This window comes from Arthrobacter sp. PsM3 (assembly GCF_030433895.1).
In the GTDB taxonomy this organism is placed as follows: domain Bacteria; phylum Actinomycetota; class Actinomycetes; order Actinomycetales; family Micrococcaceae; genus Arthrobacter.
Window position 1 is genome coordinate 17,584 of record NZ_JARUXE010000019.1, and the last position, 13,873, is coordinate 31,456.

Annotated in this window: 14 protein-coding genes and 1 riboswitch; of the genes, 10 read left to right on the forward strand and 4 right to left on the reverse strand. The window is 66.9% G+C overall.

The window, feature by feature from the left end; translation table 11 throughout:
- The first annotated feature begins 9 nt into the window (after positions 1 to 9).
- Positions 10 to 95, forward strand: a riboswitch (ZMP/ZTP riboswitch).
- Between the two features lie 172 nt (positions 96 to 267).
- The 10 genes from glyA (at position 268) to QCD75_RS11665 (ending at position 9,833) form a co-directional block, all read left to right on the forward strand.
- Positions 268 to 1,569, forward strand: a complete 1,302-nt coding sequence (gene glyA, locus QCD75_RS11620) for a serine hydroxymethyltransferase (RefSeq protein ID WP_301228734.1) — start codon at positions 268 to 270, stop codon at positions 1,567 to 1,569.
- 3 nt (positions 1,570 to 1,572) lie between these two features.
- Positions 1,573 to 2,505 (forward strand): bifunctional methylenetetrahydrofolate dehydrogenase/methenyltetrahydrofolate cyclohydrolase, encoded by a 933-nt coding sequence (locus QCD75_RS11625; RefSeq protein ID WP_301228736.1) that lies wholly within the window; start codon positions 1,573 to 1,575, stop codon positions 2,503 to 2,505.
- Positions 2,506 to 2,710: 205 nt separating this feature from the next.
- Positions 2,711 to 3,661 carry an ABC transporter ATP-binding protein gene (locus tag QCD75_RS11630; RefSeq protein ID WP_301228738.1) on the forward strand — a complete coding sequence of 317 codons (951 nt, stop codon included), beginning with the start codon at positions 2,711 to 2,713 and terminating at the stop codon, positions 3,659 to 3,661.
- Positions 3,662 to 3,701: 40 nt separating this feature from the next.
- Positions 3,702 to 4,574: an ABC transporter permease gene (locus QCD75_RS11635; RefSeq protein ID WP_441005475.1), complete on the forward strand. Its 873-nt coding sequence runs from the start codon at positions 3,702 to 3,704 to the stop codon at positions 4,572 to 4,574.
- Complete coding sequence (locus QCD75_RS11640) at positions 4,571 to 5,404, forward strand: ABC transporter permease (RefSeq protein ID WP_301228740.1); 834 nt, start codon at positions 4,571 to 4,573, stop codon at positions 5,402 to 5,404. The genes QCD75_RS11635 and QCD75_RS11640 overlap by 4 nt, the downstream gene beginning before the upstream one ends.
- 86 nt (positions 5,405 to 5,490) lie before the next feature.
- Positions 5,491 to 6,063 (forward strand): hypothetical protein, encoded by a 573-nt coding sequence (locus QCD75_RS11645; RefSeq protein WP_301228742.1) that lies wholly within the window; start codon positions 5,491 to 5,493, stop codon positions 6,061 to 6,063.
- A gap of 10 nt (positions 6,064 to 6,073) precedes the next feature.
- Positions 6,074 to 6,907, forward strand: a complete 834-nt coding sequence (locus QCD75_RS11650; protein WP_301228743.1) for an exodeoxyribonuclease III — start codon at positions 6,074 to 6,076, stop codon at positions 6,905 to 6,907.
- Positions 6,908 to 6,924: 17 nt separating this feature from the next.
- A complete protein-coding gene (trpS, locus tag QCD75_RS11655) occupies positions 6,925 to 8,058 on the forward strand; it encodes a tryptophan--tRNA ligase (protein WP_301228744.1) in 1,134 nt (377 codons plus the stop codon).
- A 4-nt stretch (positions 8,059 to 8,062) separates the two neighbouring features.
- The gene (locus tag QCD75_RS11660; protein ID WP_301228745.1) at positions 8,063 to 8,722 is read left to right on the forward strand and encodes a 2'-5' RNA ligase family protein; all 660 of its coding nucleotides are present in this window, start codon (positions 8,063 to 8,065) and stop codon (positions 8,720 to 8,722) included.
- Positions 8,667 to 9,833 carry a YihY/virulence factor BrkB family protein gene (locus tag QCD75_RS11665; RefSeq protein WP_301228840.1) on the forward strand — a complete coding sequence of 389 codons (1,167 nt, stop codon included), beginning with the start codon at positions 8,667 to 8,669 and terminating at the stop codon, positions 9,831 to 9,833. The genes QCD75_RS11660 and QCD75_RS11665 overlap by 56 nt, the downstream gene beginning before the upstream one ends.
- Here the strand turns inward: QCD75_RS11665 and QCD75_RS11670 are convergent.
- The 4 genes from QCD75_RS11670 to QCD75_RS11685 all read right to left on the reverse strand — a co-directional run bounded on the left by QCD75_RS11670 (position 9,790) and on the right by QCD75_RS11685 (position 13,871).
- A complete protein-coding gene (locus tag QCD75_RS11670) occupies positions 9,790 to 10,560 on the reverse strand; it encodes an alpha/beta hydrolase family protein (RefSeq protein WP_301228746.1) in 771 nt (256 codons plus the stop codon). The genes QCD75_RS11665 and QCD75_RS11670 overlap by 44 nt on opposite strands.
- Positions 10,561 to 10,662: 102 nt before the next feature.
- Positions 10,663 to 11,445, reverse strand: a complete 783-nt coding sequence (locus QCD75_RS11675) for a succinate dehydrogenase iron-sulfur subunit (RefSeq protein ID WP_024365819.1) — start codon at positions 11,443 to 11,445, stop codon at positions 10,663 to 10,665.
- A 1-nt stretch (position 11,446) separates the two neighbouring features.
- Positions 11,447 to 13,255, reverse strand: coding sequence for a succinate dehydrogenase flavoprotein subunit (sdhA, locus tag QCD75_RS11680; protein WP_301228749.1), 1,809 nt, complete (start codon positions 13,253 to 13,255; stop codon positions 11,447 to 11,449).
- Between the two features lie 127 nt (positions 13,256 to 13,382).
- Positions 13,383 to 13,871: a succinate dehydrogenase hydrophobic membrane anchor subunit gene (locus QCD75_RS11685; RefSeq protein ID WP_301228751.1), complete on the reverse strand. Its 489-nt coding sequence runs from the start codon at positions 13,869 to 13,871 to the stop codon at positions 13,383 to 13,385.
- Positions 13,872 to 13,873: the final 2 nt, after the last annotated feature.

A 13,873-nucleotide genomic window follows, 5' to 3' on the forward strand; every position in this document is an offset into this window, starting at 1 on the left:
GGGGTAGTCTGGAAGGGTCGCAACTGGCGTTGGGTGGCTAACCACCAGGGAGCGGCACTCACGAAGACCACGGATCGTACGCCTGGGCCGAGGGTCATGTTTGTCCGGTTGGCAGCGCCCGCTGCCGGCCCGCGTCGGCACCCCATCCCGGGTGCCGGTCCCCTTGTCGCGTCCCGGGTTTCCGTGGGCCGTAATCTAGGGGCGCCGCCGCGGGCCAGCCGGTAACCTGACCTTAAGCAGTGCCCGTTGCCTAGCCAGGAGTTCCCCGTGACCACCTCCCTTAGCCTTTCTTCCGCCGCCGTGAGCAACCAGCCGCTGGCCGAACTTGACCCCGAAATCGCCGCCGTCCTGGCCCAGGAGCTGGGCCGCCAGCGCGGCACCCTGGAAATGATCGCCTCCGAAAACTTCGCCCCCCGCGCCGTCATGGAAGCCCAGGGCTCGGTCCTGACCAACAAGTACGCCGAGGGCTACCCCGGCCGCCGATACTACGGCGGCTGCGAATACGTCGATATCGCCGAGCAGCTCGCCATCGACCGGGTCAAGGAGCTCTTCGGAGCCGAGTACGCCAACGTCCAGCCGCACTCCGGCGCCCAGGCCAACGCCGCGGCGCTCTCCGCGATGATCACCCCGGGCGACAAGATCCTCGGACTGTCCCTGGCCCATGGCGGCCACCTGACGCACGGCATGAAGCTCAATTTCTCCGGCAAGCTCTACCAGGTCGCCGCGTACCAGGTCGAGGAAGACAACTTCCGCATCGATATGGACAAGCTGCGCGCCCAGGCCATTGCCGAGAAGCCCCAGGTCATCATCGCCGGCTGGTCCGCCTACCCGCGCCACCTGGACTTCGCAGCCTTCCGCTCGATCGCCGACGAGGTCGGCGCGCTCCTCTGGACGGACATGGCGCACTTCGCCGGCCTCGTGGCCGCCGGACTGCACCCCAGCCCGGTCCCGCACTCCGACGTCGTCACCTCCACCGTGCACAAGACCCTCGCCGGCCCCCGCTCCGGTGTGATCCTGGCCAAGAAGGAATGGGCCAAGAAGATCAACTCCAACGTCTTCCCGGGCCAGCAGGGCGGACCGCTGATGCACGTCATCGCCGCCAAAGCCGTCGCGTTCAAGATCGCCGGCACGGAGGAATTCAAGGAGCGCCAGGAGCGCGTCCTGGAAGGCGCCCGGATCATCGCCGACCGCCTGAACCAGGCCGACGTGTCCGACGCCGGCGTCTCTGTCCTCACCGGCGGCACCGACGTGCACCTGGTCCTGGTGGACCTGCGCAACTCCCAGCTCGACGGCCAGCAGGCCGAAGACCTCCTGCATTCGGTCGGCATCACCGTGAACCGGAACGCCGTGCCGTTCGACCCGCGCCCGCCGATGGTCACCTCCGGCCTTCGCATCGGCACCCCGGCCCTGGCCACCCGCGGCTTCGGCGCCGAGGAGTTCACCGAGGTCGCCGAGATCATCGCGACCGCACTCAAGGCAGGGTCCGCGACCGACATCGAGGCGCTCCAGTCCCGTGTGGACAAGCTCGCCGCGGATTTCCCGCTGTACCCGCAGCACGAGCAGTGGTAGGCCATGACTTCCGCTGAGACTGCACAAACGGCCGCCACCGCACAGATCCTCGACGGCAGGGCCACCGCCGCGGCGATCAAGGCCGAACTGACCGAACGCGTCGCCGTCCTCAAGTCCAAGGGCATCGTCCCGGGCCTCGGCACCATCCTGGTCGGCTCCGACCCGGGCAGCACCTGGTACGTCGGTGGCAAGCACAAGGACTGCGCCGAGGTGGGCATCACCTCAATCCGCCGCGACCTGCCGGAGGACACCACACAGGAGGAGCTCCTGGCCGTGGTCCGGGAGCTGAACGAGAACCCGGAATGCACCGGCTACATCGTCCAGCTCCCGCTGCCCAAGCACATCGACCAGGACGTCATCCTGGAGGCCATGGACCCTGACAAGGATGCCGACGGCCTGCACCCGATGAACCTCGGCCGGCTCGTGGCCAACGTCAGCGGCCCGATGAAGTCCCCGCTGCCGTGCACCCCCAAGGGCTGCGTGGAACTCCTCACCCGGCACGGCATCAGCCTCAACGGCAAACGCGTGCTGGTGGTGGGCCGCGGCGTCACCATCGGCCGCCCGGTGGGACTGCTGCTGACCCGCAAGGACGTCAACGCCACGGTCATCCTGGCGCACACCGGCACCGTGGACCTGCCCGCCGAACTCCGGCAGGCCGACGTCGTGATCGCCGCGGCCGGCCAGCCGCACATGATCAAGGCGGGGGACCTCAAGCCGGGCGCCATTGTCCTCGACGTCGGCGTCAGCCGCGTCGATGACGGCTCCGGCAAGGCCGTCGTCACCGGGGACGTGGACCCCGCAGCGGCCGGCGTCGCCGCCTGGCTGTCCCCGAACCCCGGGGGAGTCGGCCCGATGACCCGCGCCATGCTGCTGGCCAACGTGGTGGAAACCGCGGAACGCCACTTGGCCGAGGCGGGCACCTCCGGCGCCGGCTGAGTCTGTGCACGAAAGGGCGCTTCTCCCTCAGGGGGGTGGCGCCCTTGCGGTTTTAAGCCCCGGGACGCTTTAATTCCCGGACAGCACAGAACGGCAAACGCCCGGATTTTTTACGAAAAGACTCTTTCATAGTTCGCCGGTTTCCACTACCGTAATTCGGGTGCCTGAACTCGACTCGAAAGAATCCTCCCTCAAGGAAGCTCACGTGAGCAGCCCCGCTGAAACCGGCCCGCCGCAGTATGTGATCACTGCCGAGAACCTGACGAAGCGCTACGGCGACGTGGCCGCGGTCGACGGAATCTCCTTCTCCGTCCCCGCCGGCGAGGCATTCGGCCTGCTCGGACCCAACGGCGCCGGCAAATCCACCACCATGAAAATGATCGGCGCGGTGTCCCAGCGCACGTCCGGAAGCCTCAGCATCATGGGCCTGGACCCCGACCTGAACGGACCGGAAGTCCGGGCGCACCTGGGCGTGGTCCCGCAGCAGGACAACCTGGACGAGGAACTCAAGGTCCGGGACAACCTGCTGGTCTACGGCCGCTACTTCGGCCTGCCGATGAGCTACCTTAGGCCCAAGGCCGACGAGCTGCTGGAGTTCGCGCAGCTCACCGACAAGGCGAAATCCAAGGTGGACGCGCTCTCCGGCGGCATGAAGCGCCGCCTCACGATCGCGCGCTCCCTCATCAACGAACCCCGGATCCTGCTCCTGGACGAACCCACCACCGGCCTGGACCCGCAGGCGAGGCACATTCTCTGGGACCGGCTGTTCCGGCTCAAGGAACAGGGCGTCACCCTGATCCTCACCACCCACTACATGGACGAGGCCGAGCAGCTCTGCGACCGCCTGATCGTGGTGGACAAGGGCAGGATCATGGCCGAGGGATCCCCGGCGAGCCTGATCCGCGAGTACTCCACCCGCGAAGTCCTCGAGCTGCGCTTCGGCTCGGAACGCAACGCCTCCATCGGCGCCGAACTGGAGGGCATCGGCGAACGGGTGGAAACCCTGCCCGACCGCGTCCTGATCTACGCGCACGACGGCGAGGCCGCCCTCGAGGAGGTCTCCGTCCGCGGGCTGCGCCCGGTGACCTCGCTGGTGCGCCGGTCCTCGCTCGAGGACGTCTTCCTGCGCCTGACCGGCAGGAGCCTCGTTGACTAGGAAACCGGCAGCAGCCGGGAAGGCGTCGGTAAACGGGGCGGTGGGGGCACCCGGGGCGGTGTCCGAGGCGCTAGGCCCGACGGCGGCTCCCGCCCTGCGCGCCCATTCCCCGGAGGTCTCGGCGGTCCGGGCCAGGCGCTGGGGGTCGCTCTACTTCGCCGAACACGTGCTCCGGGTGATGAAGAGCTACGGCTGGACCATCGTGATGTACGGCGTCGGGCAGCCGGTCGCCTATCTCTTCGCCATGGGGGTGGGCCTGGCGACGCTGGTCGACACCGCCAGCGGGGCCCTCTTCGGCGGGGTCAGCTACCTGACCTTCATCGCGCCGGCGCTGCTGATCTCGGCCGCGGTGATGTCCGCGGCGAACGAGTTCACCTTCCCGATCATGGACGGGTTCAAGTGGCGCCGGGTCTACTACGGGCCGCACGCCTCGCCGCTGACGCCCCAGCAGATCGCGCTGGGACAGGTCATCGCCGTCACAGTGCGCTTCCTGCTGCAGTCCGCGATCTACTTCGGTGTGGTGGCGCTGTTCGGGGCATCGCCGAGCCCCTGGGGCTGGGTGTCGATCCTGGTCGCCACCCTCGCCGGGCTGTCCTTCGGGCTGCCGCTGATGGCCTATGCCGCCTCGATCACGCAGGACAAAGGCCAGTTCGCCATGGTCATGCGCTTCATCGTGATGCCGCTGTTCCTGTTTTCCGGCACTTTCTTCCCGCTGGACACCCTGCCGCTGACGGTGCGCTGGATCGGCTGGATCTCCCCGATCTGGCACGGCACCGAGCTGGGCCGGGTCTTCAGCTACGGCTACCAGGAGGCCCCGCTGCTGACCGTCGCGCACGTCGTGTTCCTGCTGGCCCTCGCGGTGCTCGGCTGGGTCCTGACCAAACGCCAGTTCATCAAAAGGATGGCCGGATGAGCGCCGTCACCACCAGCCACAGCGACGCCGACGCCGCGCGCAACCGGAAGTTCGGGCCGCTGTACTCCCGGAACGTCCGCGCCGTCGTCGCCCGCGGGCTGATGGCCACCAAGAGCAGCAACTGGATGGTCATGCTCTCGGGCTTCTTCGAGCCCGTGCTGTACCTCATCGCGATGGGCGTCGGGCTGGGCGCCATCGTCGGAACGGTGCAGGGGCCCGGCGGCGGGGAAATTTCCTACGCCGCCTATATCGCGCCGGCCCTGCTGGCCGTGTCCGCGATGAACGGTGCCGTCTACGACTCCACCTGGAACGTCTTCTTCAAGATGAACTTCTCCAAGCTGTACCAGGGCATGCTCTACACCTCGCTGGGGCCGCTGGATGTCGCGATGGGGGAGATCTTCCTGGCCCTGCTGCGCGGCCTGATGTACGCCACCGGCTTCACCGCCGTGATGGGCCTCATGGGGCTGCTCACCACGCCGTGGGCCATCCTGATGATCCCGGCCGCGGTGCTGATCGCCTTCGGTTTTGCCAGTTTTGGCATGGGCATCACCAGCTTCATGAAGACGTTCCAGCAGATGGACTGGATCAACTTCGTGATGCTGCCGATGTTCCTGTTCAGCGCGACCTTCTACCCGCTCAGCGTCTATCCGCAGTACATCCAGTGGTTCATCCAGGCGATGCCGCTGTGGCACGGCGTGGACTTGCTCCGGCAGATCAGCGTGGGAGCCTTCAGCCCGGCGACCGCCATCCACGTCGGCTACTACCTTGTGATGATCGCCCTCGGCATGCTGCTGACCACCGGCCGGCTCCGCAAGCTGTTCCTCAAGTAGGGCCGGAAGCGGCCGTCCCCGCCCCGGAGCGTTCGCCCGGGGTGGAAGCGGGCGGGCGCGCCGCGAGGGTTTGCGATAATAGGCTCATGCAATCTCTGGGCAACTCCGCGTCTTCCAAGCCGTCCGCGTATAACGCCGCCACGGGCAAGTTCTCCATGTTCCGCATCAGCGGACCGGGGATGATGGTGTTCATCATCGCCTTCGTCGTCGCGGTCATCTTTGCTGCGAACCAGAACGACGTCGTGGGCTGGATCGTGGCGATCATCGCGGGCTTCTGGCTGGCTCTGGCCTCCTTCGTGGTCTTCAGCATCCAGAAGGCGGCCAGGAAGGCCGGTGCAAAGCTCACCGAAGCGCAGAACGCCTTCAATGCGGCGGCCGGCCGGGCGCCGGCGTCGGGCAGTGTGGACCACGGCAGCACCCGTCTCATGGAGGTCCGCCGTGAAGCGGACGAGGTCCGGGACCTGAAGCTTGACCACTCGTTCAAGATCGTGCAGGTGCAGGTCCGCGTCGTCGAACAGGAGCGGGCGAAGGGCACCGCGTCGGACCAGGAGACGATCCGCAGGGCGCTTGAGACCATCGAGATCACCGCCACCAACGCACGGGACATGATCAAGTCCGCCGGCGGCGACGAGCCCGTCTCCGGAACCATTGTCGACTAGAGTGGATCGGGTGAGCTCGGCATTGAAGAAGGACAACCTTCGCATCGCATCAGTCAACGTCAATGGCCTTCGTGCCGCCTACAAGAAGGGCATGGCGGAATGGCTTGAGCCGCGCGAAGTGGACATCCTCTGCCTGCAGGAAGTCCGCGCGCCCGACGCGATCGTCCATGAGCTGCTCGGCGCGGGCTGGTACATCCTGCACGCCGAAGCCGAGGCCAAGGGCCGCGCCGGCGTCGCCATCGCCTCCCGCACCGAACCGCTGCAGACCCGGGTGGGCATCGGCGACGACTACTTCGCCACCGCCGGCCGCTGGGTCGAAGCCGACTACAGCGTCCGCAACGCCGAGGGTGAAGCCTCCCAGCTCACCGTCGTGAGCGCCTACGTCCACTCCGGCGAGGCAGGCACCCCGAAGCAGGACGACAAGTTCCGTTTCCTCGATGTAATGGCCAGCCGGCTTCCCGAGCTGACCAAGCACAGCGACCATGCCCTCGTGGTGGGCGACCTCAACGTCGGCCACACGGAACTCGACATCAGGAACTGGAAGGGCAACGTCAAACGTGCCGGCTTCCTGCCCGAGGAGCGCGCGTACTTTGACCGCTTCTTTGGCGAGGACATCGGCTGGAAGGATGTTCACCGGGGCCTGGCGGGTAACGTCGATGGCCCCTACACCTGGTGGTCGCAACGGGGACAGGCCTTCGACAACGACACCGGCTGGCGCATTGATTACCACATGGCCACGCCCGCTCTCGCTGCAGCCGCAGTGTCAGCCGTTGTTGACCGGGCGCCGTCCTGGGACACACGCTTCTCCGACCACGCCCCGCTGGTAGTGGACTACCGGCTCTAGTTTTAAGGCCCCCACGAATGACCTCTTCTTCCACTGTGACCCCCGTGACCGGCGCCGCCGCCGGATCTCCTGCCGCCGAAACCGTCACCGCCGCTACCCCTGCCGTCCCCGGTTCTGCTGTCCCTCCGGGGGTCCGCCAGCGCGTGCTCTCCGGCATGCAGCCGTCCGCGGATTCCCTGCATCTGGGCAACTACCTCGGCGCCCTGGTGAACTGGGTCCGGATGCAGGACGAGTACGACGCGATCTTCTTTATCCCGGACCTGCACGCGATCACCGTTCCGCAGGACCCGGCCGAACTGGCCCACCGCACCAGGGTCACGGCCGCGCAGTACATCGCCGGCGGCGTCGACGTGGACAAGTGCACGCTCTTCGTCCAGTCCCAGGTGCCCGAGCACGCCCAGCTGGCCTGGGTCCTGAACTGTATCACCGGCTTCGGCGAGGCCTCCCGGATGACCCAGTTCAAGGACAAGGCCTCCCGGCACGGCTCGGAGCAGGCCAGCGTCGGCCTCTTCACCTACCCGGTGCTGCAGGCTGCGGACATCCTCCTCTACCAGCCCCACGGGGTGCCGGTGGGCGAGGACCAGCGCCAGCACGTGGAACTCAGCCGCGACCTGGCCCAGCGGTTCAACAGCCGCTTCGGTGAGACCTTCAACGTTCCGGCGCCCTTCATCCAGAAGGAATCGGCGAAGATTTACGACCTGCAGAACCCCACCGCCAAGATGTCCAAGTCGGCGGAATCACCGGCCGGCCTGATCAACCTCCTGGACGATCCCAAGGTCATCGCCAAGCGGATCAAATCCGCGGTCACGGACGCGGAAACGGAGATCCGTTTCGACCGCGAGGCCAAACCGGGGGTCTCCAACCTGCTGACCATCTACTCGGCCATCACCGGGCAGAGCGTCGAGGCCCTCGTCGCCGCCTACCAGGGCAAAATGTACGGCCACCTCAAGGTCGACCTCGCCGAGGTCGTGGCGGAGCGGCTCACCCCCATCCGGGACCGGGCCAACGAGCTGCTGAACGACCCCGCGGAACTTGACCGGCTGCTGGCCCTCGGCGCGGACAAGGCCCGCGAGATCGCCTCGGTCACCCTGCGGGACGTCTACGCCAAGGTGGGTTTCCTGCCCTACGCCGGAACCCACGGGGCCCGCTAGGCCAATGTCCTCCGTCAGCAAAGTCACCGCTAACGAGCCAAAACGCGCCGCCGCGCGTGCTGTCAGCAGTGCCGGCAAGGAATCCCCTCCGGACAACGGACAGCGCACCGACGGCGTCAGCATCGGCGTGATCCTGGGGTTCCCGGACGAGATCGCCGAGGAGCTCCAGCGCTGGCGGGCCTCCTTCGGCGACCCGATGGCGGCCGTCATCCCGGCGCACATCACGCTCGTGACGACCACCATGACCCAGGACTGGGAAGCGACCCGCAACCACGTGCGTGAGATCGCGAGCAAGCAGGAGCCCTTCAACGTGACCATCGCCGGCACCGGATCCTTCCGGCCGGTGTCCCCGGTGGTCTTCCTCAACGTTGAGGACGGCTTCGGTGACTGTGTCAGCCTGCACCAGCAGCTCCAGACCGGGCCGCTGGAGCGGGAACTGCCGTTTGCCTACCATCCGCACGTCACCGTCGCACACGACGTCGCCCCGGAAAGCCTGGATGAGGCCGAAACGGTGCTCAAGGATTACCGGGCCACGTTCCCGGTGGCTAGCATGGGACTTTACGAGCACGACGACAACGGCATTTGGCAGCTACGGGAAGAGCTTGACTTTGGGACCGAACCTGACGACGACGGGGGCCAGGACGGTGCAGCAGGCGCCCACTGAGCCGCCGCTTCCCACCGAGCTGGCCCGGCTGAAACTGGAAGTCATCCGGAAACGGGTTGAATGGGGAAAGGTCCGGCGCTCCGGCGGCGGCCGGATGGCGTCGCTGTTGGCGATGGTGCCGTGGCTGCTGGCCCGGGCCAACACCCTCCGTCCGCTCCGCGCCTTCCAGCACTACAACCTCCAGCACGGCCCCCTGATGAGTGCCGGCATCGGGTTCAGGATGTTCTTCTCCATCACAGGTCTGCTGGCCACCGGCCTTTCCCTGGCCGGTCTTGTCCTCAGCGGACAGCCGGCCCTGCTGGACCAAATCATCAGGAGTGTGGCCAAGGCCGCGCCCGGCCTCCTGCAGGTCGACGGCGGCGAGGGGCTGGTTGATCCCTATCAGCTGCTGAACCCTTCCAGCCTTGGCTGGGCTGCCGTGATCGCCGCTGCGGTGACTGTCTTCACGGCCCTGGGCTGGATCAGCGGCATCCGCGACGGCGTGCGGGGCATGATGCGGCTGGGCCCGCGGGGGATGAACCCGGTCCTGCAGATCCTGCGCGACGCCGGCACGCTCCTGCTGCTCGGCGCGGCCCTGGTGGTCAGCGCGGCCGCCTCCCTGGTGTTCGGCACGGCGGCGGGGTGGGTGACTGAGAAGCTGAACCTGGATCCGCTGCTGGCCGGTCCGCTGACGACCTTGGCCACGATCATGGTGCCGCTGCTGCTCGGCTGGGGCACCGCGCTGATCATGTTCCGGGTGGCCGCGGGGCTGAAGCTGGCCCGCCGCTCGCTCCTGGAAGGGACCCTCCTTGCCGCGGTGGGCACCACCGTGCTGCAGATCTTCAGCACCCAGCTGCTGGCCAGTGCCGGACGGAACCCCATCCTGGCGCCCTTCGCCATCATCATCGGCCTGCTGATCTGGTTCAACCTGGTCAGCCAGGTGTACCTGGTCTGTGCCTCGTGGGTGGCGATCCGCGAGGAGGACCTCAACCGGGAGCCGGGCAGCAGGAAGACCGGCTGGGGCGCCCGCCAGGTCCAGCCGGGCAAGACCCCGGTGGAGGCCGGCGAGATCCGTCCCCCGGCCGCTGCTACGCGGTGGCGTCGAGGTACTGGTCGGCCCACGCCGAAATAATCTTCGCGGCACGGGCGGCCTGGCCCTTGGCGGTCAGCAGATGGTCGCTGCCCTCGAGGGATACGAAGCTGCGCGGATGCCGTGCGGTCCGGAAGATGGTGCTGGCGTTCTCGATGCCCACGGTGTTGTCGGTGGGGGAGTGGAGCACCAGGAGCGGCTTTCCCAGCTGCCGGATGCAGTCCGTGAGGTCGGCGTTCTCCAGGTCCTCCACGAAGTGGCGGCGGATCTCCACCCGTTTGCCGCCCAGGTCCACTTCGGCGCTGCCCTCGCTGAGGATCCGGTCCACGGCCGCGTCAAAGACGTGGGCCACATGCTTGGGCGAGAACGGGGCCCCCACGGTGGCGACGGCGTCGAGCTCCGGGATCTGCCGCGCGGCCGAGAGCACCGCGGCCCCGCCGAAGGAATGGCCCACCAGCAGCGAGACCGGCCGGCCCGACGCGCGCATGAATTCGGCCGCCTTCACGGTGTCCGCGACCTTGTGGCTGAAGGAGCCCTCCGACCAGAGCCCGGCGGATTCGCCGAGGCCGAGGTTGTCGAAGCGGAGCATGCCCACCCCGTTGTCCGCCAGAGCCTTGCACATCCTTGAGGCCGAGGGGCTGTCCTTGCCCAGCGTGAAGCCGTGCGAGAACACCCCCCAGCCCTTCACCGGCCCCTCCGGGACGTCGACGATGCCGGAAAGCAGTTCGCCGGTGGAACCCTGGAAGGAGACTTTTTCGGAGCGGGACACGTGGACCCTTTCGTTCGGCGGTAAGACGACGACGGCGCCCCCACCCGAAAGGTGAGAGGCGCCGTCGTCGTGGTTCCTGGTTCGTTCTTGGTACTTGGTTCCTTAGATCTTGCGGGACAGGATGGCCTGCTTGACCTCGGCGATGGCCTGTGTGACCTGGATGCCGCGGGGGCAGGCCTCGGTGCAGTTGAAGGTGGTGCGGCAGCGCCACACGCCTTCCTTGTCGTTGAGGATCTCCAGGCGCATGTCGCCGGCGTCATCCCGGGAATCGAAGATGAAGCGGTGCGCGTTGACGATCGCCGCCGGGCCGAAGTACTGGCCGTCGGTCCAGAACACCGGGCAGGACGAGGTGCACGCGGCGCACAGGATGCACTTGGTGGTGTCGTCGAAACGCTCCCGGTCCTCGGCGGACTGCAGGCGTTCCTTGGTGGGCTCGTGGCCGCGGTTGATCAGGAAAGGCATGACCTCGCGGAAGGACTGGAAGAAGGGCTCCATGTCCACGATCAGGTCCTTCTCCACCGGGAGGCCCTTGATCGGCTCGACCGTGATGGGCTTGGACGTGTCCAGGTCCTTCAGCAGGGTCTTGCAGGCGAGGCGGTTGCGGCCGTTGATGCGCATGGCATCGGAGCCGCAGACACCGTGGGCGCAGGACCGGCGGAAGGAGACGCTGCCGTCGATCTCCCACTTGATCTTGTGCAGGGCGTCCAGGACGCGGTCCGTGCCGTACATGGTCACGTGGAAGTCATCCCAGGTGGACTCGTCGGAGACCTCCGGGTTGTAGCGGCGCACCCGCAGGTGGACGTCGAAGGACGGGATGTCCCCGCCGCCCCCGATGTGCGCGGGCAGTTCGATCTTGGAGGCTGGCTCAGCAAGTTCAGCGGTCATCTTAGTACTTCCTCACCATCGGCTCGTAACGCGTAAAGACCACCGGTTTGGTGGCAAGCCGGATGCCGGCTGTTGTTTCTGCGGTCACCGCGGAACCATCCGCCGGAGCATGCTCATCCTTATACGCCATGGAGTGCTTCATGAATTTGTCGTCGTCGCGCTCGGGGAAGTCCTCGCGGAAGTGCCCGCCGCGGGATTCCTCGCGGTGCAGGGCCGCCACAGTCATGACCTTGGCGAGCTCCAGCAGGAAGCCCAGCTCCACGGCCTCCAAGAGGTCCAGGTTGAAGCGCTTGCCCTTGTCCTGGACGCTGATGCGCTGGTACCGCTCCTCGAAGGACGCGATGTCCGTCAGGACCTGGTTCAGGGTGTCGGCGGTGCGGAACACCTGCATGTTGGCATCCATCGTGTCCTGCAGTTCCTTGCGGATTGCAGCGACCTTCTCGGTGCCGTCAGAGGTGCGGACGTGGTCCAGCAGGTCCAGCGTGTAGGCCTCCGGGTCAACGGGGAGGTCCACGAACTCTGCGGTCTTGGCGTACTCCGCGGCGGCAATGCCGGCCCGCTTGCCGAAGACGTTGATATCCAGCAGCGAGTTGGTGCCCAGCCGGTTGGAACCGTGCACGGAGACGCAGGCCACCTCACCGGCGGCGTAGAGGCCCGGGACCACCGTGTCGTTGTCCTGGAGCACCTGGGCGGTGATGTTGGTGGGGATGCCGCCCATGGCATAGTGCGCCGTCGGGAAGACCGGAACCGGCTCCGTGTACGGCTCGACACCGAGGTAGGTGCGGGCGAACTCGGTGATGTCCGGCAGCTTGGCGTCGATGTGCGCGGGCTCAAGGTGCGTCAGGTCCAGGAGGACGTAGTCCTTGTTCGGGCCGCAGCCGCGTCCCTCACGGACTTCGTTGGCCATGGAGCGGGCCACGATGTCGCGGGGGGCGAGGTCCTTGATGGTCGGGGCGTAGCGCTCCATGAAGCGCTCACCCTCGGAGTTGCGCAGGATCGCGCCTTCGCCGCGGGCGGCCTCGGAGAGGAGGATGCCCAGGCCGGCGAGGCCTGTCGGGTGGAACTGGTAGAACTCCATGTCCTCCAGCGGGATGCCGCGGCGGAACGCGATGCCCATGCCGTCACCGGTCAGGGTGTGGGCGTTGGAGGTGGTCTTGAAGACCTTGCCCGCGCCGCCGGTGGCGAACACCACGGACTTGGCCTGGAAGACGTGCAGTTCGCCGGAGGCGAGGTCGTAGGAGACGACGCCGGCAACGCGCTTCTGCTTGTACGTGGTGCCGTCCTCGCGGACAGCGTCCTCTTCGACGGTCAGCAGGTCCAGCACGTAGTACTCGTTGTAGAACTCCACGTTGTGCTTGACGCAGTTTTGGTACAGGGTCTGCAGGATCATGTGGCCGGTGCGGTCTGCGGCGTAGCAGGCGCGGCGGACCGGGGCCTTGCCGTGGTCGCGGGTGTGGCCACCGAAACGGCGCTGGTCAATGCGGCCCTCGGGCGTGCGGTTGAACGGCAGGCCCATCTTTTCCAGGTCCAGGACGGCGTCGATCGCTTCCTTCGCCATGACCTCGGCGGCGTCCTGGTCAACCAGGTAGTCGCCGCCCTTGATGGTGTCGAAGGTGTGCCACTCCCAGTTGTCTTCCTCGACGTTGGCCAGTGCCGCACACATGCCGCCCTGCGCCGCGCCGGTGTGGGAGCGGGTGGGGTACAGCTTGGTCAGTACTGCTGTTTTGGCGCGCTGACCTGACTCGATCGCCGCGCGCATCCCGGCGCCACCGGCACCGACGATGACGACGTCGTACTTATGGACCTGCATACCAGACGCTCTTTCTCTCAAAATTCGCTAACAACACCGGCCGGCGGAGCCAGCCCGGTGAAACCTCGTGGAAATCCGGTGCCTGCCCCGGGCAGGCACCGGATCGGTTGCCGCTGGGGCCGCGCCGCTATGGGGAGGGGCAGAAGCCGCCGGGCAGCTGGACACCGTTAACCACGGGGCACGGGTCAAAGGTGAAGATGACCATGGTGCCCAGGATGATGATGACGGTGGTGGCCGCGTAGAGCACGATCTTCAGCCACAGGCGCGTGGCGTCCTTTTCGGCGTAGTCATTGATGATGGTGCGCACACCGTTGGTTCCGTGCAGCATGGCGAGCCACAGCATTGCCAGGTCCCACACCTGCCAGAACGGGTCCGCCCACTTGCCGGCCACGAAGCCGAAGTCGATCGCGTGGATGCCTTCGCCGACCAGCAGGTTCACGGTCAGGTGTCCGAAGATCAGGACGACCAGGACGACGCCGGAAAGCCGCATGAAGAGCCAGGCAAGCATTTCGAAGTTGCCCTTGGAACCGCCGGTACGGCGGTACTGCGGAGCGATCCGGTTGCTGCCGACCTTAGCGCCGCCACTTCGTGGGCTCTGAATCTGCGTTGCACTCATGG